We start from the raw sequence: 19459 nt of genomic DNA, 5'->3' as shown, positions 1-19459 counted from the left end.
CCGACCGGGCGGACGACCACAGCGGGCCTGTAGATCGCGTGCACGCCGCTCGGCGGATCCTGGACGAGGCAGTGAAGGGCGTCGAGCGGTGCTTCTCCCCTGCCTGAGGCACGGGAGCCCCGCCCCGGCGGGTGCCGGGCGGGGCGGTGTCGTGGGGGTGGGTTAGGCGTCGGGGAGGAGGGTGCCCAGGGGGCCGAGGTCGAGGTTGAGGTCGTGGTCGTCCAGGTCGAAGTGGTCCTTGAGGCGGGTCATGGCCTCTTCCAGCCGCATCAGCGCCAGGCCCAGCGCCTCGATCTGGTCGTCGGTCAGGTCGCCGCCCTCGGCGCGGCGCAGCGCCTGCCGTTCCATCAGCTGCCGGATCAGTTCGACCAGGGTGAGGACGAGTTTCACCAGGTCGCGTTCGACGTTCTCGGGGTCGGACCGCAGCCGCTGCATCGTCCGCGCCGAGCGTTCCCTCAGTTCCGCCTCCAGGGAGGGTCTCCGGCCGGGGGGTGCCGTCACGGGCGCTCCTCCCCCATGTCGGGCAGGAGTTCGTCGCGGACGGTGGTGATCAGCGCGCGCAGCGACACCTGCACCAGGTCCACGCCCGCGATGGAGATGACCAGGTCACCGGCGATGACCACGCCGCCGGCGAGCAGCCGGTCGAGCAGGTCGACCAGCGCGATCCGCTCCATCGGCGCGTCGGTGGCGTGGTCCAGGACGGTGGTCACGTGTCCTCCCCGATGAAGGAGTACGGCGGCCAGGGGCCGGTCACCTCCACCTCGACGCCCGCCAGCCGCTCCCCCGCCGACCGCGCCGCCGCGAGGAAGTCGTCGACCCGCTCGTCGTCGAGCAGGTAGGCGGCGTTGAGGACCTGGGTGCCGGACCGTCCGGACAGGCGCGGGTCCTGCGGCGCGTGCCGCCGTGCCGCGACCGCGAGGCCCGCGAGGTCTTCGTGGACGGTTCCGGCGTGTTCGGCGGCGCGGCGTCCGGCGTCCTCGCGGCGCCGCCGCTCCCGCTGCCGCCGCAGCAGGTACGCCGTCCCGGCCCCTGCCGACGGCTCCGCGCCCAGCCGGGACGCTTCAGAGCCGGAGCCGGAGCCGGAGCGGGCGGAGGCGGGTGGGCCGGTGGGGGGCTCGGCGCTGGGCGCGAGCCCTCCACCGGAGTGCGTGTCCGGGGCGTCCAGGGCGGACGGGTCCGCCCATGCCTTGACGCCCCATTCCGTGCGGCCGGTGAGGCGGTCCAGCACCGAGCGGAACCGTTCGGCCTGCGCCCCCAGGACCTCGGCGACGCGGGCGTCGTCCTGGTAGATCGTCGCGATCCGGACCGGGGCGGTCGGCGCGGCGTGCGCGGCGCGGTCCACGATGTCGTGGTGGGCGCGGGCGGTCGCCTCCAACCACGCCAGGTCCTCCAGGTTGGCGCGCAGCGCCGCCTCCCCGTACTCGGCCAGGCGGACGGTGCTGACCAGCGCCGTCAGCCCCCCGGCGACCACGCCCCGCACGGGCGCGCCCGCGACGCCGGACGCGCCGCGCAGCTCGGACGGGTCCAGTCCCCGCGCCACCCCGTACAGGTAGACGGCGGTGTCCGCCTGGTCGGCCTGGTCGGCCTGGTTCACGGCGTCCGCTACCGGGGGTGCTCCGCTGGACGGTGCTCCACTCATGATCGCTGCTCCTTGTCCCGCGCCCGCGGTTCCGACCGCGGCGCCCGCTCCTCTCGTGGCGACTCGTCTCGCGCCTGCTCGTCCGGATCCCGCTCGTCCGGGGCCTGCCCGTCCCGTGCCTGGGGCTTGGCCGACTGCCGGTCCTGCCGCGGCTCGGCGTGCGCCGGTTCCAGGCGGGGCCGGTCGTCGGGCGGGCGGGCGTCGCCGGACTCCAGGGCGGCGAGGCGCTCGCGCAGCCGCCGGTTCTCCTCCGCCAGCTCCGCCGCCCCCGTCCCGCCCGCGCCGTCGTCGTCGCGGCGGGCCTTGGACGACAGCGACGGGTCGTGCTCCCACCAGTCGATGCCCATCTCCTTGGCCTTGTCCACCGACGCCACCAGCAGCCGCAGTTTGATCGTCAGCAGCTCGATGTCCAGCAGGTTGATCCTGATGTCCCCGACGATGACGATGCCCTTGTCGAGGATGCGCTCCAGCAGGTCGGCCAGGTTCGCGGGCTGGCCGCCCGCCCGCGCGTCCAGTGCCGTGGAGCGGGCCGTGGACGGCGTGCCGGTCCAGGGGATGTCGCTCATCCGGTGCTCAGCTCCTCTCCACTCGTCCGCGGGGGTAGCGGCGGGCGCGGCGGTAGCCGACCAGCTCCCCGTCCGCGTCCACCTCTGTGTCGTAGATCGCGAGGATGTCGGCCGAGTCGGGGATCCGGCGGATCTCCACGACCTCCACCGCGACCCGCCAGCCACCCTCCCCGCGCCGCTCGATCCCGACCACGCACTCGGCGGCGCGGCCGGTCATCCCGGTGACGTGCTCGACCGCGCGGGACGCGGCCTCGGTCGCGGAAAGCATCGGACCTCCCTATACGCCCGGGTAGGCGCGGCGGGCACGGCCCTCGTTCAGCCTGCGGATCAGGTCCTCCTCGCGGGCGGCGGCCTCCTCGTCGTCGATCCGCCCGGCGGCGACGTCGTCGGCGACCTGCTCCATCTCCGCGGCGATCCGGCCCGGGTCGTACAGCCGCGCCTCGGCCTGCTCGGTGAGCGTCTCGGCGAGCCACATCACGCCGCGGACGGGCACGAGCGGCAGTGTCACCAGGCCGGTGAACAGTCCCATCGCGGTCACGCCTCCGGGACGAAGTCGTAGGGCGGCAGCGGCCCGATCGACCGGATCCGGATCCGGGAGGAGTGCGCGCGGTCGAGTTCCTCGACGGCCTTGTCGAACTCGGCGCGGCGGTCGGCGCGGACCAGGAACGAGGCGTCCAGGACGTCCTCCTCCCGCACCGGGGTCTTCGGCACGACGGCCTCGGCGGCGGGCGCGGCGCTCTCCAGCAGGACCTGGCCGTCGACCTCGCGGCGCCGCTGCATGGCCTGGGCGATCAGCTCGCCGAGGCGGATCCGGTCGTAGTAGACGGCGTCGGCGGCGTCGGGCGGGACCTCCCGCAGCCGCCGCGACAGCTCGGCGATCTCCGGCTCGGACTCCATGATCTCCCGCAGCACCGTCTCCTGGACGTAGGAGGCCTTGATGCGCAGCTCCACCCGTCCTTCCAGGCCGTTCAGGATCTCGGTGAAGCGGCCGGCGTTGGCGCCCAGCAGTTCCTTCTCCACGGCGTCGCGGTCGGCGAGCGCCGCCCCGAACCGGAACGGCAGGACCGCGGTCCCGGCCTCGACGAGGGCGTTCAGGATCCGCTGGTGGGCGACCAGGTCGGCGCGCTCGCCGAGCGGGCGGCCGGTCGGCAGGTCGCTGACCAGCGCGGCGCAGCCGCCGCCCTCGACCGCCGTCACCGGCCGGTCGTCGACGCCGGGCACGCCGTCCGGCAGCGCCACGCCCGACCGCGTCACCCCGTACACGTACTGCGGAGCCGGGCCCCCGTCGGCGGGGGCGGGCGAAGTCGGGGTGCTCATTCGTCGTCCTCCTTCTTGCGGGACGACCGGCGCCGCGCGGGCCTGCGCCCGCCCGAGTCTGAGTCGGATTCGGATTCCGAGTCGTCGTCGCCGGAGAAGGTCTCCTTGAGGCGCTCTCCCGCCCCTTCCAGCGCGCCGCGGGTCTTCTTCTTGGCGCCCGACTCCTGCATTCCGCCCACGAACTCCGGCAGCCCCTGCGAGGTGCCGTCGTGGGCGATGTCGAGCCGGTTCACCGCCTCGGCGAACCGCAGGTAGGTGTCGACACCCGCGACCACGATCCGCACGTCCACCGTCAAGATCTCGATGCCTACCAGCGAGACCCGCGCGTAGATGTCGATGACCAGTCCCTTTTCAAGGATCAGGTCGACGACGTCGGCGAGGCTGCTGCCCGAGCCGCCGCCGCGCTGGACTTGTGCTCCGCCCTGGGTCTGCTGGGCGATCGGCCCAGTCATGTCATCATCTCCTCAGGTTGGTTTCGTTCGGTGTGCCGTCCGGCACGCCCCCCGATGTACCCCTACCGATCTCCCTAAACGGGAGACCTCGATCCGGTCATGGCACGGTCAAGCCCGACGGGAGGGGAAAGGCGCAGGTCAGGGGCCTGGACGGTTGGAACCGTCCCGCCGGGTATGGCGTTGGTCATGCCTGTGAACGAGCACACCCGCCCGCCGCCGCGCCGGTCGGTCGACTGGCGGACGGTGCGCCGGACGGCGCGGCGGGTGGCTGAGCCGGCGGGATGGTGGACCGTCCTGCTGGCCGGGTACCTCGCGATGGTCTCGGCGGTGACCCCGCTGGAGATCTCCGTCGGAGCGGGCGCCGCCGCGGCCGGGGCGGCGGCCGCCGTCGCCGGGCGCCGCGCCCTGTTCGACTCCTCCGCCCGCCCGGACGGCGACGTCCACAGCGCCCGGATGGTCGCGGCCGGGGCGGTGTCGGGAGCGCTGCTGCCGTGGCGGATCGTCGCCGACACCGCGCGCATCGTCGCGCGCGGCGCGTCCGGCGGGGACTGGACGCGCCTGTCCGTCGCGCCCGGGCCCGCCGCCCGCGGCGCCGCGACGCTGCTGATGTCGGCGTCGCCCGCGACGTTCGTCGCGGCCGTCGACCCGGGACGCGGACTGCTGCGCGTGCACCGCCTCACCCCCGGCGTGTCCGCCTTCGAACGGCGCCTGCGCCGCACGGGCCTGATCGCCGCCCCCGAGGCCACAGACCGCGGAACCACCGGCCGGGGAGCCTCCGACCCGGGACGGGCGCGGGGCGGGAACGCGGAATGAGCGCCGCCGGAACCGCGCTGCCCGCCCTGGTCATCATGATCGGGGCGCTGGTCCCCGCGCTCACCGCCATGCTGCGCGGCCGTCCCGCCGGACGGCTCGCCGGGCTCATCGTCGCCGGGCCGCTGGTCGCCGTCGCGCTGACGCTGCTCGCCGCCGCCTACGGCCGTCCCGCCTACCTCGACGTCGCGCTGGTGCTGGCGCTGCTGTCGTTCGCCGGGTCCCTGGTGTTCGCCCGGTTCCTCAGCCGGACCCTCTGACCCCTGCGGAGACGCCCATGAGCCTCGGCCTGATCGCCGACCTGCTGACCTGGGCCGGGACCGCCGTGGCCGTCGCCGCATCGGTGCGCCTGGCCGCCGCCCGCGACGCTGCCGGACGGCTGCACGCCGCCGCGCCCGTCACCGTCCTCGCCGCGCCGCTCGTCCTCACGGGACTGGCGCTGCGGACCTGGTCGTCCTGGCACGACGTCGCCAAACTCGCCCTCATCGCGGTCCTGCTCGCCGCGACCGGACCGCCCACCGTCGTCACCGCCGCGCAGGCCGCCGAACGCGCCGCCGCGTCCGAACCGGAACGAGCCCAGCCGTGACCGCCCCCATGACCGGCCTCCTCTCGGCCGTCGCCTCGGCCGCGCCGCCCGCGCGGGCGCTGGACGCGCTGTCCGGGCCCCTGGCAGGGGTGCTGATCGGCGTCGCGCTCGCCCTGGTCGCCGCGATGGCGACCGCCGTGGTCCTGACCCGCGACCCCGCCCGGCAGGCGATCGTCCTGTCGGGGTACGGGCTGGTCCTCGGGCTGCTGTTCCTCATCCTCCAGGCGCCCGACGTGGCCATGTCCCAGCTCGCCGTCGGGACGGTCCTGGTGCCGCTCATCGTCGTCCTGGCCCTGCACGCCGCCCGCCGCCACCGCGACGACGCCCACGACGCCGCCCACGACGACGACGCCAGCGGACAGGACGGCGACAGACAGGACGATGGAAGGGACGGCGGGCGGGAGGCGCGGCGGTGACGGCGCGGGTCCGCCTCCTGCTGTTCGCCGTCGGTACGGCGGGCTTCGCGGCGCTGTTCGCCGCCGCCGTCCGCGGCCTGCCCGAGTTCGGCGGGCCCGTGCACCCCTACGCCGCACGCGCCGTCCACCAGGCCGTCCGGGAGGGCACCCCCAACGTCGTCGCGTCGGTCACCTTCGACCAGCGCGGCTTCGACACCCTCGGCGAGGAGCTGATCCTGCTCGCCGCCGCGATCGCCGCCGTGGTGGTCCTGCACGTCGTGCGGCGCGAGGAGGAGGACGACGGCGCCGCCCACCGGCACGGCCCGGCCGAGGTGTCGGACGCGCTGCGCATCGCCGGGATGCTCCTGCTGCCCGTCACCCTGGTCGCCGGGGTGTACATCGTCGCGCACGGGCAGCAGTCCCCCGGCGGCGGGTTCCAGGGCGGCGTCGTCCTCGGCACCGCCGTCCACCTGCTCTACCTCGCCGGGGACTACCCCGCGCTGCAGCGGCTGCGGCCGCTCCCGGCGTTCGAGACCGCCGAGGCCCTCGCCGCCGCCCTGTTCACCGCGATCGTGCTGTACGCCGCCGGATGGGCCGCCACCGGGCGGGTGCCAGCCCTCAACGGCGCCGTCGGCGCCGAGGTCGGCTGCGCCCTGGTCCTGCTGCTCTCCAAGTTCTTCGAGCAGGCGCTCCTCGTCCGCGACCCCGCCCGACCGACGAAGTAAAGGGGACACGAAGTGAGGGGGGCGATGTGAACCTGCCGCACCTGCTGCCCTACCTGGCCGCCGGGTGGATCATGCTCGTCGGGCTGTACGGCATCGTCACCAGCCGCGACCTCGTCCACGCCGTGGTGTGCCTTCAGGTCACCCAGTCCGGCACCTACGTGCTGCTCCTGGCGATCGGGTACCGGTCGGGCGCGACCGCGCCGGTGTTCTCCGACCGCCCGCCGCCGCCCGCCGGAGGGCCCGTCACCGACCCGGTCGTGCAGGCGATGGCCCTCACCGACGTCGTCGTCGGCGCCACCGTCACCGCGCTGCTGCTCGCGCTGGCCGTCCAGGTCGCCAAGCGGCGCGGCACCCTGGACCCGGCCGACCTGCGGTCCCTCGAATCGTGATCCTGCAGCTGACCGTCGCGCTGCCCGTCCTCGCCGCCGCGCTGCTCGCCGCCGCCGGACGGTGGCTGCCCCGCCTCGCCGTGGACGCCGCCGCGCTCGGCACCGCCGCCGCCGTCACCGCCCTGACCGCGGTCGCCCTCGCCCGCTCCCCGCACCGCCCGCAGGTCGCCTGGCTCGGCGGGTGGGGCCCCGGCACCGGCGTCGGGATCCCCCTGGCCGCCGACCCGTTCGCCGCCGGGACCGCGTGCACCGCCGCCGTCCTCACCCTCGCCGCGCTCGCGTTCTCCTGGCGGTACTTCACCGAGATCCAGGCCGCCTTCCACGCCATGGTCCTGCTGTTCCTGGCGTCGATGTGCGGGTTCGCCTACACCGGCGACCTGTTCAACGCGTTCGTGTTCTTCGAGCTGATGAGCGTCGTGGCGTTCGCGCTGACCGGATACCGGTCGGAGGAGCCGAGCACCGTCCACGGCGCGCTGAACTTCGGGATCGTCCAGTCCATCGGCGCCTACCTCACCCTCGCCGGGATCGCGCTGGTCTACGCCCGCACCGGCGAACTCGGCCTCGCCACCGCCGGGCGCCACCTCGCCGCCGCCGGGCCCGGGGGCGGGCTGGTCACCGGCGCGTTCGTGCTCATCTGCACCGGCTACCTGGTGAAAGCCGCCGCCGTCCCCTTCCACTTCTGGCTTGCCGACGCGCACGCCGTCGCGCCCACCCCCGTCTGCGTCCTGTTCTCCGGAATCATGGTCGAGCTCGGCGTGTACGGGGTGGCGCGGACGTACTGGGCGGTGTTCGACGGGCTCGTCCCGCTCCGCGCGGTCGCCGTCCTCGGCGCCGCCGCCGCGCTGCTCGGCGCCGTGATGAGCGTCCTGCAGCACCACGTCAAACGGCTGCTGGCCTACTCCACCATCGCCCACGTCGGGCTGCTGCTCGTCGGCGTCGCCGCCGCCACCCCCGGCGCGCTCGCCGGGACCGCCTACTCCCTCGCCGGGCACGCCGGGGTGAAGGGCGCGCTGTTCCTGGGCGCCGGGGCCCTGCTCAACCGGCACCGCACCGTCGACGTCCGCGACCTGCGCGGACGAGGACGCGGCATGCCCGTCACCGGCGCCGTCTTCCTCCTCGGCGGCCTGTTCCTGGCCGGGCTGCCCCCGTCGGGGACCTTCGCCGGGCACTCCGTCACCGAGCACGCCGCCACGGAGATCGGCTGGTGGTGGTACACGCCGCTGTCGGTCGCAGCGTCCGCGCTGACCGCAGGGGCCGTGCTGCGCGTGTGGGCCGTGGTCTGGCGATCCGCCCCCGCCCCAGCCGCGTCCAGGCGGGACGGCCCGCAGGAGCGCGAGGACCCCGAGACCCGCGTCACGCTCGGGTCCCTGCCCTGGACGATGCTCGCCCCCGGCCTCGTCCTGCTCGCCGCCGGGCTCGCGACCGGGCTCATCCCCGGCGGGCCCGTCGCCGCCGCGGCCGAGGCGTTCACCGGACACGGCGCCTACGCCGCGCTCGTCCTGGACGGCCGCCTCACCCACCCCCGCCCCGTCCCGGCCGACCCGTGGACCCTGCCCGGTTTCGCCGGGGCCGCCGTCACCGTGCTGCTCGCCGTGCTCATCGCCGCCGCCACCCTCCCGCACGCCGCCCCCGACGGCGGCGGGGGCCGGGTCGGGGGCAGGCTCGCCCGCCGCCCGGCCGGGCGCGCCGTCGGACGGGCCGCCGCCGCGGTTACCGCCCGGCTGCACGCCCTGCACTCCGGGCACATCGGCGACTACGCCGCCTGGCTCACCGCGGGCGTCGCCGTCCTGGCCCTGCTCACCGCCCTCCGATGACCCCCGGGCCCCCGCCCGGCCGGGGGTCGCCGGAGGGCGGATCACACGCTCCAGAGGCGGCGCTTGCGGTAGGTCGGCTCCCACGTCACCCGGTTCAGGTCCCGCAGCGGCTCGGGCAGCGACGTCAGGAACCGGGACCGCTCGATCGGCGCGATCCCGTCCACCACCCACGGGACGAACAGCGGCGTCCGCGCCTCGCACCGCCGTCCCGCCTCCGCCGCGAACGCCTCCCACTCGGCGGGCGGCAGCGCCGCCTCCGCCAGCGGCAGCGCGCTCGCCTCCACGTTCCGCAGCCGCGCCTTCAGCGCCTTGCGCAGGTCCCGCACCGCCGCCGGAAGGTCCCCGCCGCCGCCCAGCGCCGCGTCCACCCCGTCGATCAGCGGATCGAGCCGCGCCCGCCCGGACCGCAGGTCCGCCAGCACCGCCCGCTCGACCGGACGGGCCGCCACCGCCCGCTCCACCCGCGGCCACAGCTCCCGCTCCTCCAGGTCCAGGTGCACCCGGAACAGCTCCTTGAAGTACTCCCAGCCCTCCCGCACATGCGCGGCGCCGCCCTTGCCCGCCGCCGCGGCCGCGGCGAGCCGGTCCAGGTCCCGGCGGAACGCCTCGTGCACGGCGCGCAGGATCATGTCGCAGGACACGCCGACGCGCGGCTTGATCGCGAAAGCTCCCATACTAGGAAGAGCCCTCCGCGGGCCCCGGATGTGACGGCCGTACGGGCGGAGAGACGCATCTCACACCCCGCCCCGCGCCGCGTCACCGGCGCTCGGCCCACCGTGCCCGGGCCACCGTGCTCGGGCCGTCCGCTAGGAGACGTCGAGCAGGTCGCGGGCCGCGCGGACGAACGCGCGGACGCGGGCGCTGTCCCCGCCCGCCCGCCACACCAGGCCCCACTCCACCGGCGGCGCGCCGTCCAGGGGGACGTACGCCACGTCCGGCCGCGCGTGGTACCGGCGGACGTGCGCGCTCACCGGCAGCACCCCCTCCCCCGCGCCGACCAGCGTCAGCGCCTCCTGCAACGTCCCCCCGCGCCGGGACGGCGGATCCAGCACCCGCACGCGCGCCAACTCCCCCACCGGCACCGACCCGCGCCGCGCGAACGGATGCCCCGCCGGAACGGCCAGCATCCGCGCCTCCCGCACCAGAACCGGCCCCACCTCCACCCCCGCGCCGTCAACGCGACCATCCGGGCGACGATCGAGGCGGCCAACGTCCCCGCCGTCGACCTGGCCACCCTCGACACGACCGTCGGCGTGGCCGTCGACGTGACGAATGCCGCCGACATCGGCACGAGCGTCGGCACCGCCGTCAGCACCGCCGTCGACGAGGCCGGCGGCGCGGTTGTCGGCGCCGTCCCAGGGGGCGCCCGCCGGGAACTCCACCAGGCACACCTCCGCCTCGCCGTCGCGGAGCCACGCCGCGACCTCGCCGGGGCGCGCCTCGCGGAGCACCACCCGCAGGCCCGGCTCCCGCGACCGCGCCAGCCGCGCCGCGCCCGCCAGCAACTGCCCGCCCGCCGCGCCGGTGAACGCGGCGCGCAGCGTCCCCGTCACGCCTCGCCCCTCCCGGACCGCCCGGTCCACCGCCGCGCCGATCAGCGCCCACGCCGGGCCGACCTCGGCCGCCAGCCGCCGTCCCGCCGGAGTCAGGGCCACCCGCCGCGACGTCCGGTCGAACAGCCGCACGCCCACCCGCCGCTCCAGCCCCCGGACCGTCTGGCTCACCCGCGACGTCGACACCCCGAGACGCTCCGCCGTCCGCCCGAAGTGCAGCTCCTCGGCCAGCACCACCAGCGCCTCGATCTCATGCCGCTCCAGCACCGCCCCCACCGCCCTCCGCCCGGCCCCCGCCGCGCCGCGCCGCACCTGCCCATTATTGAGCGACGCTTCACGATCCTTGCACAGGACGGCGTTGATCACCCCGGTCGGGCGGCGGCACGCTTGGACCGTCCCAACACCCTCCGACCTGCCCAGGAGAACCCATGTACGTCACCCGGGAGCGCGCCCTCGACCCCGGCGCGGGCGCCGCCGCGCTGCGCGACCACGCCGAGATCGTCGACGCGCTCTACCGGTTCGGCCTCGGCCAGGACCTCAAGGACCCCGCCCTGTTCGCGTCCTGCTTCGCCGCCGACGCCGAGCTGGACTTCCGCCCGGCCGCCGCCGCGTGGGGCGCCGCGCCGCCCGTCATGACCGGACGCGACGCCATCGTCGCCACCATCCTCGGCGGGTTCGAGGGACGGGTCGACACCACCCACCAGGTCACCAACCCCCGCATTGTCATCGACCCCGACGGCGGCGCCCCGGCCGGGGACACCGCGCGGCTCACGGCGCTGGTGGAGGCGCAGCACCTGCTCACCGCCGACCGGTCCGTCCACGCGCTGCTGAAGAACCTCTACGACACCGACCTCGTCCGCGACGGGCACCGGTGGGTCATCAGCCGCGTCGTCATCGACAACGTCTGGTACACCGGCGACCCCGCCGCGATCTTCGGCGCCTGACCCCGGACCGCGGACGCTCGGCCCGGTCCGGGGTGCGCGGGTCACGCGGACGCGTCCAGCATCTCCAGGAAGTGCGGGTTGTTCATGATCCCGAGGACGTTCCCGAACGGGTCGACGACCGCCGCCGTCACGAACCCCGAGTCGCCCTGCGCGGTGACCGGCTGGTACTCGGCGGCGCCCAGCGACAGCAGCCGCGCGAAGGTGCCCTCCAGGTCGTCCACGTGCCAGTACATGATCGCCCCGCCGGGGCCCGGCGTCGCGTCCCGGCCCGGCGCGGCGGACGGCGGGCGGAACCGGCCGTCGATCAGGCCGAGCTCGTCCTGCCGGTCGCCGACGCGGAACTCGTAGTAGGCGGTCTTCCCGTCCGGACCCGGGCGGGAGAAGTAGGGCTCCATCTCCAGGACCCGCGCGTACCAGTCCCTCGCCGCCTCCAGGTCGTCGGCCCAGAAGACGATGGTCGCGAAACCACGAAACATGACCTGCTCCCTCCGCCGGGTTAGGGCCCGTCCCCGGCCCGGTACCCGTAACGCTATGGGGCAATCAGGTCGGTGAGCGTCCTCATGGGACGGCAGTATGGGGGTTATGCGCGATCCGTCCGGACGGCTGCTGCGGCTGCTGTCCCTGCTGCAGACCCCGCGGGAATGGCCTGGCCCCGAACTCGCCGAACGGCTCGGCGTCACGGTCCGGACCGTCCGCCGCGATGTCGACCGGCTCCGCGACCTCGGCTACCCCGTCCACGCCGCGCGCGGCAACACCGGCGGCTACCGCCTCACTGCGGGCGCCGCGATGCCGCCGCTGCTGCTGGACGACGAGGAGGCCGTCGCCATCGCGATCGGGCTGCGCACCGCCGCCGCGGGCGCCGTCGCCGGAGCCGAGGACGCCGCACCCCGCGCCCTGGCCAAGCTCGATCAGGTCCTGCCCGCCCGGCTGCGCCGCCGCGTCGCCGCCCTCACCGCGGCCGCCGTCGCGCTGCCGCCCCGCGACACCGCGACGCCGCCCGCCGACCCCGAGGTCCTCGCCGTCCTCGCCGCCGCCTGCGTCACCCGTGAGAAGGTCCGCTTCACCTACACCGCCGCCACCCGCCCAGGCGGCGGAACCGACACCGAGACAGCCGCGGAACCGGGCAGCGGGTCATCCGCCGGGATGGGCGGCGGGTCAGGCGCCGGGGCCGCCGCGGGATCGAGCGGCGGGGCGGGCGGCGGGGGCGTGACTCGGCGGCTGGTTCAGCCGCACCGGCTCGTCGCCGCGGGGCGCCGCTGGTACCTGGTCGCCCACGACGAGGACCGCGCCGCCTGGCGCACCTTCCGCGCCGACCGGATCACCGGGCCGCGCGGCACCGGCGTCCGCGGCCCCGAGCTCGTCCTGCCGGGCGGGGCCGACGCCGCGTCCTGGGCCATGGACGCCCTGGCCGGCGGATCCGGGACGATCACCGCGCGGGTCCTGCTGCACGTCCCAGCCGACGAGGCCGCCGAGCACGTCACCGCATGGCAGGGCGTCCTGGAACCCGTCGACGACCGCACCTGCCTGCTGCACACCCGGTCGGACTCGCTGCACTTCCTCGCCTACCGCGTCACGATGCTGCCCGTCGACTACACCCTGCTCGACCCGCCCGAACTCGCCGGGCCGCTGGCCGACATCGCGCGCCGCGCCGCCGCCGCCGTCCGCGACCTCGCCTGACCCCGCCCCGCCACGGCCGGACCGCGACGGGGCAGGGGCAGGACGGGACGCGGGGTCAGGCGGTGGAGGTGTCGCCGAGGGACTCCAGCAGCGTGCGCAGCGCGTCTGCCAGCCGCTCCCGGCCGTCCGGGTCCAGCGACGCCAGCAGCCGCTCCTCGTTGGCGACGTGCGGGCCGACCACGGCGTCCACCGTCTCCAGGCCCTGGGATGTCAGCCGGATCCGCACCGACCGCCGGTCCCCGGTGTCGCGGACCCGCTCGACCAGCCCCCGCGCCTCCAGCCGGTCGATCCGGTTGGTGATCGCGCCCGAGGTGACCATCGCCGTCTTCAGCAGCGTGCCCGCCGTCAGCTCGTAGGGGGCGCCGGACCGGCGCAGCGTCGCCAGCACGTCGAACTCCCAGCTCTCCAGCCCGTGCGCGGCGAAGAACCGGCGCAGCTCCCGGCCGAGCAGCAGCTGCGCCCGCGAGATCCGCCCGATCACGCCCATCGGTGACACGTCGAGGTCGGGACGCTCCCGCCCCCACTGCGCGAGGATCGCGTCCACCGCGTCGGCCATCCGCCCTCCAACCGTCCACAATCTCAACGTTGAGATTATCAATCGGAGGATACGCCCGTCCCCGGAACCGCGCGGGCACCCCGCCGTTCGTGCGGCCCGTGCTGGCCGCGGGGGCGCAGGCCGGACCACACCAGGGCCGTGCCGAGCAGCGTCACCGCCACGATCACCCCGAGCGCGAACCGCAGGCCGGACGGACCCGCCGCCCACGCCGCCGCGACCGATCCCATCACCGGCACCCCGACCGTCAGCGCCACCTGCTGCGTCATCGACGTCAGGCCGGTCGCCAGGCCCTGCTCGGCGTCCGGGAGCCCCGACGTCGCGGTCACCGTGAACGCCACGATCGCGGTCACGTGCCCGTAGAACCCGACGAACAACGCCGGGACCACGACGAGCAGGAACGTGCGGTCCCCGCCGAGGAACACCAGCGGCACCGTCGCCAGCGCCTGCACCGACATCCCCACGGCCAGCACCGTCCGGCTCCCGAACCGGCCGATCACCCGTCCGGCGGCCACCCCCGCCGCCACCGACGCAAGGCCCGGCACCCCGAAGACCAGGCCCGTGCCCAGCGGCGACAGCCCGAGGACGTCCTGCAGGTACAGGGTCATCAGGAAGATCATGGCGGGTTCCATCGCGAAGACCAGCAGCCCCGCGCCGTTCCCCCACCGTACCGACGCCCGCCGCAGCACCCGCACCGGCACCAGCGGCGCCGCCGCCCGCGTCTCCACCACCCACGCCGCGACCAGCAGCACAGCCCCGGCCGCGCCCGCCAGAACGCTGCGCTCCACCACCGCGTACACGACGGCGAGCAGCCCGCCGGTCACCGTCACCGCGCCCGGAACGTCCAGCCGCACCCGGCCCGGCGCCCTGCTCTCCCCGATCACGAACGGGACCGCCAGCAGGATCGCCGCGGCGACCGGCACGTTCACGAAGAACGCCGCCCGCCAGCTCAGCAGCCCCACCAGCGTCCCCCCGGCCAGCGCGCCCACCGTGAACCCGCCCGACAGCAGCGCCCCGTTCAGGCCGAGCGCCCGCTCCCGCGCCCCGCCCTCGGCGAACGTCGTCGTCAGCAGCGACAGCGTCGCCGGGATCGTCATCGCCGTCGCCAGCCCCTGCAGCGCCCGCGCCGCCAGCAGCGTCCCCGGCCCGGCGGCCAGCCCGCCGAGCAGCGACGCCCCCATCAGCAGCACCAGCCCGGCCACGAACAGCCTCCGCCGCCCGAACAGGTCGCCCAGCCTGCCGAACAGCAGCGTGAACCCGGCCGCGGGCAGCGCGTACGCGGAGGTGATCCACGGCAGGCCCGTCACCCCGAGCCCGACGCCCGCGCCGACCTCCGGCAGCGCCACGTTCAGGATCGAGAAATCGACCGACAGCATGAACCCCGCGCCCAGCAGGACGAACAGCACCAGCCGATCCCTGGCGCCGAAGTGCGCCCCGCCGCGCCGTTCCCCCGTCCCGGCCCCCGCCGTCGTGTCACTCGTGTCGATGGTCACCGTGCTTCTCCTTCGTCTCAGCGGACCTTTCGCCCCACCGACGAAGCACGCGCCCCGGAAATCGACATCGACCCCACACGAATTCGCGCAAGAGTTTCCGCACACGCGAAGGGCACCGGGCCCGGCGCCCTTCCGGAGGCCCGGCCCGGCGCCCGCTCACGCGCGCCGACGGCCGACCGTCAGCCGGTCGCGGGGCCGAGGTCGTCGGAGCGGCCCGCCTCCAGCCGCGGCCACTGGGAGGTCGGACGCCCCCGCGTCCGCATCGGCCCGGCGTCGGACGACCGGTCCCGCGGCCACCCGGCGGGCGAGTCCTCCCACGTCTCCCGGCGCCCGTAGGCGGTGAGGTCCAGGAGGGCGAAACTGCCGTCCATCGCCTCGACGCCGCGGCCGTTCGTCCAGTACGTCTCGAACACGCGGCCGCCGTCGCGCAGGTAGCACACCAGGTGGAACATGTCGGGCCGCCGCCCCGCGAGCAGCGACGCCGCCGAGTCGCGCACCGAGTACCACGGCACGTCCCAGCCCATGAAGTCCCGGTACCGGACGCTCTCCTCGTAGGGGCCCTCGCAGAACGTCGCGTAGGTGACGTCGTTCGCGTGCAGGTGCGACAGCTCGCGGACCTGCCCGTTGAAGTACGTGCAGCCCTCGCACTGCGCCTCGGCGGGCGCCCCAGCGTGCCACATGTGGAAGTAGGCGATCAGCTGGCGGCGTCCCTCGAACGCGTCCAGCAGCGTGACCTCCCCGTCCGGGCCGGTCAGCGGCGTCGCGGCGGCGACCTCGACCATCGGCAGGCGGCGGCGCGCGGCGGCGATCGCGTCGCCTTCGCGGGTGTGCGCCTTCTCGCGGACGCGCAGCGCGTCCAGCTCGGCCTGCCACACGGCCCGGTCGACGACGGGCGGCATCGGCGTGCCGGTGTCTTCGGCGGTGTCTGCGCGGGTGTTCATTGGCGGTGCCCCTCTCCTCCGGTTGGACGTTCACCCCACCGACGAAGGGCACCCGCACCGGATCGACATCCCGGTCCGCCGAATTCTCCGGTCAGTCCGGCCGCAGGTCGCGGAGGCGGGCGGCGAGGTAGCGGCGCTCGGCCTCGGTCGGCGCCAGCCGCAGCGCCTCCTCGTAGGCGGCGCGGGCCTCGCCGGGACGGCCGCCCCGGCGCAGCAGGTCGGCGCGGGTCGCGGGCAGCAGGTGGTAGCCGTCCAGCCGGCCCGACGCCGTCAGCTCCTCCACCAGCGCCAGCCCGGCCGGGACGCCGTCGGCCATCGCGACCGCCACCGCCCGGTTCAGCTCGACCACCGGCGACGGCGCCAGCCGGGCCAGTTCCCCGTACAGCGCGGCGATCTGCGGCCAGTCCGTGCGCGCCGCGTCGGGCGCGGTGGCGTGGCAGGCCGCGATCGCGGCCTGCACCTGGTAGGGGCCGGTGCGGCGCAGCGCCAGCGCCCGGTCGAGAGCCGCGACGCCCTCGTCGATCAGCGCCCCGTCCCACCGGGACCGGTCCTGGTCCTCCAACGGCACCAGGACGCCGCCGCGGGTGCGCGTCGCGCGCCGCGCCTCGTGCAGCAGCATCAGCGCCAGCAGCCCCCGCGGCTCGGGCTCGCGCGGCATCAGCCCGACCAGCACCCGCGCCAGCCGGACCGCCTCGCCCGCCAGCCCCCGCCGCCCGTCCCGCTCGTCGTAGCCCTCGTTGAAGATCAGGTACAGCACCGCCAGGACGGCGGCGAGCCGCTCGGGCAGCCGCTCGGCGGGCGGCACCCGGTACGGGACGCCCGCCTCCCGGATCTTGCGCTTGGCCCGGACGAGCCGCTGCGCCATCGCGGGCTCGGCCGTCAGGAACGCCTTGGCGATCTCGGCGGTGCTCAGCCCCGCCAGCGTCCGCAGGGTCAGCGCGACCCGCGCCGGGAACGGCAGCGCCGGATGGCAGCACGTGAAGATCAGCCGGAGCCGCTCGTCGGGGATGTCGCCGTCCCCGGACGGGTCCCCGGGGGAGGCCGCGGGATGGTCGGCGAGGCGGCGCAGCTTCGCGGCGCCCGCGGCGTCGCGGCGGAGCCGGTCCAGCGCGCGGTTGCGGGCCGTCGTCGTCAGCCAGGCCCCCGGACGGTGCGGGACCCCGTCGCGGGCCCAGGCGGTCAGCGCGGCGGCGAAGGCGTCTTGCGCGCAGTCCTCGGCCAGGTCCCAGTCGCCCGTCATCGCGATCAGGGTCGCGACGACCTGCCCCCACTCGTCCCGATAGGCCGCGTCGACCGCCGCCCGCACCTCCTCCTCACCGGGCGCGGGCGCGGCGGGCGGGGTCATTCCCAGAGGGGACGGATCTCGACGCCGCCCCACCGCGCGTAGGGGTGGCCGGACGCGATCTCGATCGCCTCGTCCAGGTCGGAGCAGTCGATGAGGACGACCCCGCCGACGAAGTCCTTGGTCTCGGCGAACGGACCGTCCGAGACCAGGGTCTCGCCGTCGCGGACCCGGACCGACGTCGCGTCCACCACCGGCCGCAGCCGCGTCCCGAGGACCAACGCGCCGCGCCGCTCCAGATCGGCCCGCCACGCCTGATGCTCGGGATCGGCGTCCAACTCCTCGTTGCTGGGCGAGAAGGTCTCGTCGTCGCAGATCAGCAGCGCGTACCTCATACAGCCGATTCTGCCGGACACCCACCCCCACCCACGAACCCCGGCCACCACCGTCTCCGTCCCGACGGCCCCGGCGCAGACGCCGCATTCCCGCCGCGCGACGGCCTAGGCCGTCCGCCGTGATCTGATCCGACGGGAATCACCGGCTCTCAGGTTCGCAACCGGTGCGTTGACATCTCCACGAGCAGACGTTCTCGCAGAAGGCGGTAGCCGACCGCCCGGTTCACGGCGAGCATCGGCGCATTCCGCTGGTTGACGGTCACCGTGACCGACTCGACCCTCGGGAACAGCTCATGCAGGCGCAGGGTCTGTCGGGCCTTCATCCAGCGAGCCAGCCCGCTGCCCCGGTGTCCAGGCAGCACCGCGGTGTCGTGCTGCTCGGCCACCCTCGCTTCCCTGCTCCGTACCGTGGTGACCGTGGCACCGACGACATCGCCCGACGGTGAGTGCACCACCGCACCGACGAGCAGATGCCGGCCGCTCATCCCGGCCTCCCAGGCACGGACCGCCGCGGTGTCCCAGGCCCGCGACCCCATCTGCAGCTCGGCGCCCGGCGCGTCCAGCACATGGCCCATCACGCGCCCGAACGGGGCCGCCCATTCCGCGGGAGGTTCACCGGCGGCGGGGCAGCCAGCCCCATTGGGCGGGCTCCGGCCGTCGGCAACGCATTCGGCCCGACGCGGAAGGCGATCGGCCCGGCCTCAAGGTCAGGCGGCCACCCCACCATCCCCAGGCCACTGCGCCGGAGCGGTGTGGACCATCCGGAACTGACCGGCGGGTTGTGAAGGGCTATGTGGGTTGAGGGGCAATCAAAGCAGCAAGTTCGTAGGCCGGTGAGCGGTCCAGGGAGTTGCGGGCCCGGTCATAGCGGCGGGTGGTGCGGGGATCGGCGTGTCCGGCGAAGTCCTGGACGACGTGCAAGGGCTTGCCGTCACTGAGGGCGATGGTGATCGCGGTGTGCCGGAAGGTGTGCGGGGAGATGGCGTGGGTGACACCGCTGGCACGGGCGATCCGGTTGACCAGCTTCCACGCGTACGGCTGGCCGAGCGCCCGCCCGGTCCGGGTGACGAACAGCAGCCCGCTCTCGGGGTGCCCGCGCTCGGTGAGGTAGCGGGCAAGCGCATGCAACGCCGCAGGCGGAACCGCGAACCTCTTCTTCGTCCCGCCTTTCACCGTCAGGTCGATGACCTGGTGGCCGCGGTCCTGCCCGAGGTGCTCGATGCGGGCCGATAGCAGCGACCCGATCCGCCCGGCGGTGGCGAACATCAGCCACAGCAATGCATGGGTACGGGCGCTCTCGTGTTCGGCGGCGTGCGCCAGCACCGCCGTCACCTGCGCGCGGGACAGCCCGCGCGTGGCCGAGGCGGCATTGTCAAGCCTGGGCCGTTCGGCGCCGTCGAAGGGATTGGCCGCCGCGCCCTGCTCGCGGACCAGATAGGTGTACCAGGACGACACGGCAGCGACCCGCCGACCGATGGTGGACCGGGCCAGTCCGCAGGCCACCAGCTCGGCCATGTACAAGTCGGCCGCGGCCGTCGGCGGATCGGCGACGTCCACGCCCGCCGCGGCGCACCAAGCGGCCCACCACCCGACATCGCGGACGTAGGCCGCCCGGGTGTGGTCGGACTCGCGCCGCCCCGACACCAGCCACACCGCGGTCGCCCGCAGCCCCCTCTCAGACAGCCGCGCGGCCCGCAGCAGGCTCGCCAGCTCTCCCGGGGTGCGTGCCGGCGGCGTCCCCCGCACTCGCATCGTCACCGAACGGGCACCTTCGACGCTGGTCCCACCCGGCACAAGATCCAACCCAGGACTCGCGGCCGAGGTCACTAGGGCCCTCCCATGGGAGCTCGTCGAACATGCCGTCCGCGCCGCTCCATCACGTAGCTGCCGGAGCGCGCCGCCTTCCTCCGCATTGTGGCGCATCACCG

At 75.3% G+C, this 19459-nt stretch carries 27 protein-coding genes; 9 read left to right on the top strand and 18 right to left on the bottom strand.

Going from position 1 to position 19459, the window contains the following annotated elements; all coding sequences use genetic code 11:
* Positions 1–162 precede the first annotated feature (162 nt).
* Genes FXF65_RS08475 through gvpJ form a run of 8 tightly spaced genes read right to left on the bottom strand, consistent with a single transcriptional unit; the run spans position 163 to position 3974 of the window.
* Positions 163–501 carry a gas vesicle protein K gene (locus tag FXF65_RS08475; RefSeq protein WP_246198424.1) on the bottom strand — a complete coding sequence of 113 codons (339 nt, stop codon included), beginning with the start codon at positions 499–501 and terminating at the stop codon, positions 163–165.
* A complete protein-coding gene (locus tag FXF65_RS08470) occupies positions 498–710 on the bottom strand; it encodes a gas vesicle protein (RefSeq protein WP_246198423.1) in 213 nt (70 codons plus the stop codon). Before FXF65_RS08470 ends, FXF65_RS08475 begins: the two co-directional genes overlap by 4 nt.
* The gene (locus FXF65_RS08465; RefSeq protein WP_148349157.1) at positions 707–1639 is read right to left on the bottom strand and encodes a GvpL/GvpF family gas vesicle protein; all 933 of its coding nucleotides are present in this window, start codon (positions 1637–1639) and stop codon (positions 707–709) included. Before FXF65_RS08465 ends, FXF65_RS08470 begins: the two co-directional genes overlap by 4 nt.
* Positions 1636–2205: a gas vesicle protein gene (locus tag FXF65_RS45160; RefSeq protein WP_246198422.1), complete on the bottom strand. Its 570-nt coding sequence runs from the start codon at positions 2203–2205 to the stop codon at positions 1636–1638. Before FXF65_RS45160 ends, FXF65_RS08465 begins: the two co-directional genes overlap by 4 nt.
* Before the next feature lie 7 nt (positions 2206–2212).
* Positions 2213–2473: a gas vesicle protein GvpO gene (gene gvpO / locus FXF65_RS08455; protein WP_148349156.1), complete on the bottom strand. Its 261-nt coding sequence runs from the start codon at positions 2471–2473 to the stop codon at positions 2213–2215.
* 9 nt (positions 2474–2482) lie between these two features.
* Entirely contained in the window at positions 2483–2734 is a 252-nt protein-coding gene (locus FXF65_RS08450) for a gas vesicle protein GvpG (protein ID WP_148349468.1), read from the bottom strand.
* 5 nt (positions 2735–2739) lie between these two features.
* A complete protein-coding gene (locus FXF65_RS08445; RefSeq protein WP_148349155.1) occupies positions 2740–3522 on the bottom strand; it encodes a GvpL/GvpF family gas vesicle protein in 783 nt (260 codons plus the stop codon).
* On the bottom strand, positions 3519–3974 hold the full coding sequence (gvpJ, locus tag FXF65_RS08440; RefSeq protein WP_148349154.1) for a gas vesicle protein GvpJ: 456 nt from the start codon (positions 3972–3974) through the stop codon (positions 3519–3521). Before gvpJ ends, FXF65_RS08445 begins: the two co-directional genes overlap by 4 nt.
* Before the next feature lie 186 nt (positions 3975–4160).
* Here gvpJ and FXF65_RS08435 point away from each other — a divergent pair, with 186 nt between their 5' ends.
* Genes FXF65_RS08435 through FXF65_RS08405 form a run of 7 tightly spaced genes read left to right on the top strand, consistent with a single transcriptional unit; the run spans position 4161 to position 8693 of the window.
* The gene (locus FXF65_RS08435; RefSeq protein ID WP_148349153.1) at positions 4161–4787 is read left to right on the top strand and encodes a hypothetical protein; all 627 of its coding nucleotides are present in this window, start codon (positions 4161–4163) and stop codon (positions 4785–4787) included.
* Positions 4784–5044 carry a monovalent cation/H+ antiporter complex subunit F gene (locus FXF65_RS08430; protein WP_222868438.1) on the top strand — a complete coding sequence of 87 codons (261 nt, stop codon included), beginning with the start codon at positions 4784–4786 and terminating at the stop codon, positions 5042–5044. The genes FXF65_RS08435 and FXF65_RS08430 overlap by 4 nt, the downstream gene beginning before the upstream one ends.
* Positions 5045–5061: 17 nt before the next feature.
* The gene (locus tag FXF65_RS08425; protein ID WP_148349152.1) at positions 5062–5370 is read left to right on the top strand and encodes a monovalent cation/H(+) antiporter subunit G; all 309 of its coding nucleotides are present in this window, start codon (positions 5062–5064) and stop codon (positions 5368–5370) included.
* Positions 5367–5786 carry a hydrogenase subunit MbhD domain-containing protein gene (locus FXF65_RS08420; RefSeq protein ID WP_246198421.1) on the top strand — a complete coding sequence of 140 codons (420 nt, stop codon included), beginning with the start codon at positions 5367–5369 and terminating at the stop codon, positions 5784–5786. Before FXF65_RS08425 ends, FXF65_RS08420 begins: the two co-directional genes overlap by 4 nt.
* Complete coding sequence (locus tag FXF65_RS08415; protein ID WP_148349151.1) at positions 5783–6490, top strand: Na(+)/H(+) antiporter subunit B; 708 nt, start codon at positions 5783–5785, stop codon at positions 6488–6490. The genes FXF65_RS08420 and FXF65_RS08415 overlap by 4 nt, the downstream gene beginning before the upstream one ends.
* A gap of 26 nt (positions 6491–6516) precedes the next feature.
* A complete protein-coding gene (locus tag FXF65_RS08410; protein WP_246198420.1) occupies positions 6517–6879 on the top strand; it encodes a sodium:proton antiporter in 363 nt (120 codons plus the stop codon).
* Positions 6876–8693: a complex I subunit 5 family protein gene (locus tag FXF65_RS08405; protein ID WP_222868437.1), complete on the top strand. Its 1818-nt coding sequence runs from the start codon at positions 6876–6878 to the stop codon at positions 8691–8693. The genes FXF65_RS08410 and FXF65_RS08405 overlap by 4 nt, the downstream gene beginning before the upstream one ends.
* A gap of 41 nt (positions 8694–8734) precedes the next feature.
* On the opposite strand, the gene FXF65_RS08400 is transcribed toward FXF65_RS08405, so the two are convergent.
* Together FXF65_RS08400 and FXF65_RS08395 are read right to left on the bottom strand one after the other, a co-directional pair.
* Positions 8735–9367 (bottom strand): hemerythrin domain-containing protein, encoded by a 633-nt coding sequence (locus FXF65_RS08400; RefSeq protein ID WP_148349150.1) that lies wholly within the window; start codon positions 9365–9367, stop codon positions 8735–8737.
* A gap of 132 nt (positions 9368–9499) precedes the next feature.
* On the bottom strand, positions 9500–10558 hold the full coding sequence (locus FXF65_RS08395) for a LysR family transcriptional regulator (RefSeq protein WP_222868436.1): 1059 nt from the start codon (positions 10556–10558) through the stop codon (positions 9500–9502).
* Positions 10559–10674: 116 nt separating this feature from the next.
* On the opposite strand from FXF65_RS08395, the gene FXF65_RS08390 reads away from it, so the two are divergent.
* Positions 10675–11190 (top strand): nuclear transport factor 2 family protein, encoded by a 516-nt coding sequence (locus FXF65_RS08390; protein WP_148349149.1) that lies wholly within the window; start codon positions 10675–10677, stop codon positions 11188–11190.
* 41 nt (positions 11191–11231) lie between these two features.
* Here the strand turns inward: FXF65_RS08390 and FXF65_RS08385 are convergent, their stop codons facing one another.
* Positions 11232–11666 (bottom strand): VOC family protein, encoded by a 435-nt coding sequence (locus tag FXF65_RS08385; protein ID WP_148349148.1) that lies wholly within the window; start codon positions 11664–11666, stop codon positions 11232–11234.
* A gap of 106 nt (positions 11667–11772) precedes the next feature.
* Between FXF65_RS08385 and FXF65_RS08380 the strand changes: the two genes are divergently transcribed.
* Complete coding sequence (locus FXF65_RS08380) at positions 11773–12867, top strand: helix-turn-helix transcriptional regulator (protein ID WP_148349147.1); 1095 nt, start codon at positions 11773–11775, stop codon at positions 12865–12867.
* Positions 12868–12922: 55 nt separating this feature from the next.
* Here the strand turns inward: FXF65_RS08380 and FXF65_RS08375 are convergent, their stop codons facing one another.
* From FXF65_RS08375 to FXF65_RS08345, 7 genes are all read right to left on the bottom strand, one after another.
* The gene (locus FXF65_RS08375) at positions 12923–13423 is read right to left on the bottom strand and encodes a MarR family winged helix-turn-helix transcriptional regulator (RefSeq protein WP_148349146.1); all 501 of its coding nucleotides are present in this window, start codon (positions 13421–13423) and stop codon (positions 12923–12925) included.
* A 38-nt stretch (positions 13424–13461) separates the two neighbouring features.
* Positions 13462–14913, bottom strand: coding sequence for an MFS transporter (locus FXF65_RS08370; RefSeq protein ID WP_246198419.1), 1452 nt, complete (start codon positions 14911–14913; stop codon positions 13462–13464).
* Between the two features lie 179 nt (positions 14914–15092).
* Positions 15093–15854, bottom strand: coding sequence for a DUF899 family protein (locus tag FXF65_RS08365; protein WP_148349145.1), 762 nt, complete (start codon positions 15852–15854; stop codon positions 15093–15095).
* A gap of 91 nt (positions 15855–15945) precedes the next feature.
* Positions 15946–17199 carry an RNA polymerase sigma factor gene (locus tag FXF65_RS08360; protein WP_148349144.1) on the bottom strand — a complete coding sequence of 418 codons (1254 nt, stop codon included), beginning with the start codon at positions 17197–17199 and terminating at the stop codon, positions 15946–15948.
* Positions 17196–17531 carry a YciI family protein gene (locus tag FXF65_RS08355; RefSeq protein WP_148349143.1) on the bottom strand — a complete coding sequence of 112 codons (336 nt, stop codon included), beginning with the start codon at positions 17529–17531 and terminating at the stop codon, positions 17196–17198. Before FXF65_RS08355 ends, FXF65_RS08360 begins: the two co-directional genes overlap by 4 nt.
* A 149-nt stretch (positions 17532–17680) precedes the next feature.
* Positions 17681–18106: a GNAT family N-acetyltransferase gene (locus FXF65_RS08350; protein ID WP_148349142.1), complete on the bottom strand. Its 426-nt coding sequence runs from the start codon at positions 18104–18106 to the stop codon at positions 17681–17683.
* A gap of 214 nt (positions 18107–18320) precedes the next feature.
* Positions 18321–19283 (bottom strand): tyrosine-type recombinase/integrase, encoded by a 963-nt coding sequence (locus tag FXF65_RS08345; protein ID WP_246198465.1) that lies wholly within the window; start codon positions 19281–19283, stop codon positions 18321–18323.
* Positions 19284–19459 lie beyond the last annotated feature (176 nt).

This window comes from Actinomadura syzygii (assembly GCF_008085905.1).
Lineage (GTDB): Bacteria > Actinomycetota > Actinomycetes > Streptosporangiales > Streptosporangiaceae > Spirillospora > Spirillospora syzygii.
This window is presented reverse-complemented; position numbering and strand designations above follow the sequence as displayed.

What these genes read in the sequence shown, in the direction of transcription:
- FXF65_RS08390 (WP_148349149.1), top strand. Translation starts at nt 10,675, where the DNA reads ATGTACGTCACCCGGGAGCGCGCCCTCGACCCCGGCGCGGGCGCCGCC.
- FXF65_RS08365 (WP_148349145.1), bottom strand. Translation starts at nt 15,854, where the DNA reads ATGAACACCCGCGCAGACACCGCCGAAGACACCGGCACGCCGATGCCG.
- gvpO (WP_148349156.1), bottom strand. Translation starts at nt 2,473, where the DNA reads ATGCTTTCCGCGACCGAGGCCGCGTCCCGCGCGGTCGAGCACGTCACC.
- FXF65_RS08445 (WP_148349155.1), bottom strand. Translation starts at nt 3,522, where the DNA reads ATGAGCACCCCGACTTCGCCCGCCCCCGCCGACGGGGGCCCGGCTCCG.
- FXF65_RS08430 (WP_222868438.1), top strand. Translation starts at nt 4,784, where the DNA reads ATGAGCGCCGCCGGAACCGCGCTGCCCGCCCTGGTCATCATGATCGGG.
- FXF65_RS08465 (WP_148349157.1), bottom strand. Translation starts at nt 1,639, where the DNA reads ATGAGTGGAGCACCGTCCAGCGGAGCACCCCCGGTAGCGGACGCCGTG.
- FXF65_RS08375 (WP_148349146.1), bottom strand. Translation starts at nt 13,423, where the DNA reads ATGGCCGACGCGGTGGACGCGATCCTCGCGCAGTGGGGGCGGGAGCGT.
- FXF65_RS08400 (WP_148349150.1), bottom strand. Translation starts at nt 9,367, where the DNA reads ATGGGAGCTTTCGCGATCAAGCCGCGCGTCGGCGTGTCCTGCGACATG.
- FXF65_RS08425 (WP_148349152.1), top strand. Translation starts at nt 5,062, where the DNA reads ATGAGCCTCGGCCTGATCGCCGACCTGCTGACCTGGGCCGGGACCGCC.
- FXF65_RS08435 (WP_148349153.1), top strand. Translation starts at nt 4,161, where the DNA reads ATGCCTGTGAACGAGCACACCCGCCCGCCGCCGCGCCGGTCGGTCGAC.
- FXF65_RS08350 (WP_148349142.1), bottom strand. Translation starts at nt 18,106, where the DNA reads ATGGGCCATGTGCTGGACGCGCCGGGCGCCGAGCTGCAGATGGGGTCG.
- FXF65_RS08360 (WP_148349144.1), bottom strand. Translation starts at nt 17,199, where the DNA reads ATGACCCCGCCCGCCGCGCCCGCGCCCGGTGAGGAGGAGGTGCGGGCG.
- FXF65_RS08345 (WP_246198465.1), bottom strand. Translation starts at nt 19,283, where the DNA reads ATGCGAGTGCGGGGGACGCCGCCGGCACGCACCCCGGGAGAGCTGGCG.
- FXF65_RS08385 (WP_148349148.1), bottom strand. Translation starts at nt 11,666, where the DNA reads ATGTTTCGTGGTTTCGCGACCATCGTCTTCTGGGCCGACGACCTGGAG.
- FXF65_RS08355 (WP_148349143.1), bottom strand. Translation starts at nt 17,531, where the DNA reads ATGAGGTACGCGCTGCTGATCTGCGACGACGAGACCTTCTCGCCCAGC.
- FXF65_RS45160 (WP_246198422.1), bottom strand. Translation starts at nt 2,205, where the DNA reads ATGAGCGACATCCCCTGGACCGGCACGCCGTCCACGGCCCGCTCCACG.
- FXF65_RS08450 (WP_148349468.1), bottom strand. Translation starts at nt 2,734, where the DNA reads ATGGGACTGTTCACCGGCCTGGTGACACTGCCGCTCGTGCCCGTCCGC.
- FXF65_RS08380 (WP_148349147.1), top strand. Translation starts at nt 11,773, where the DNA reads ATGCGCGATCCGTCCGGACGGCTGCTGCGGCTGCTGTCCCTGCTGCAG.
- gvpJ (WP_148349154.1), bottom strand. Translation starts at nt 3,974, where the DNA reads ATGACTGGGCCGATCGCCCAGCAGACCCAGGGCGGAGCACAAGTCCAG.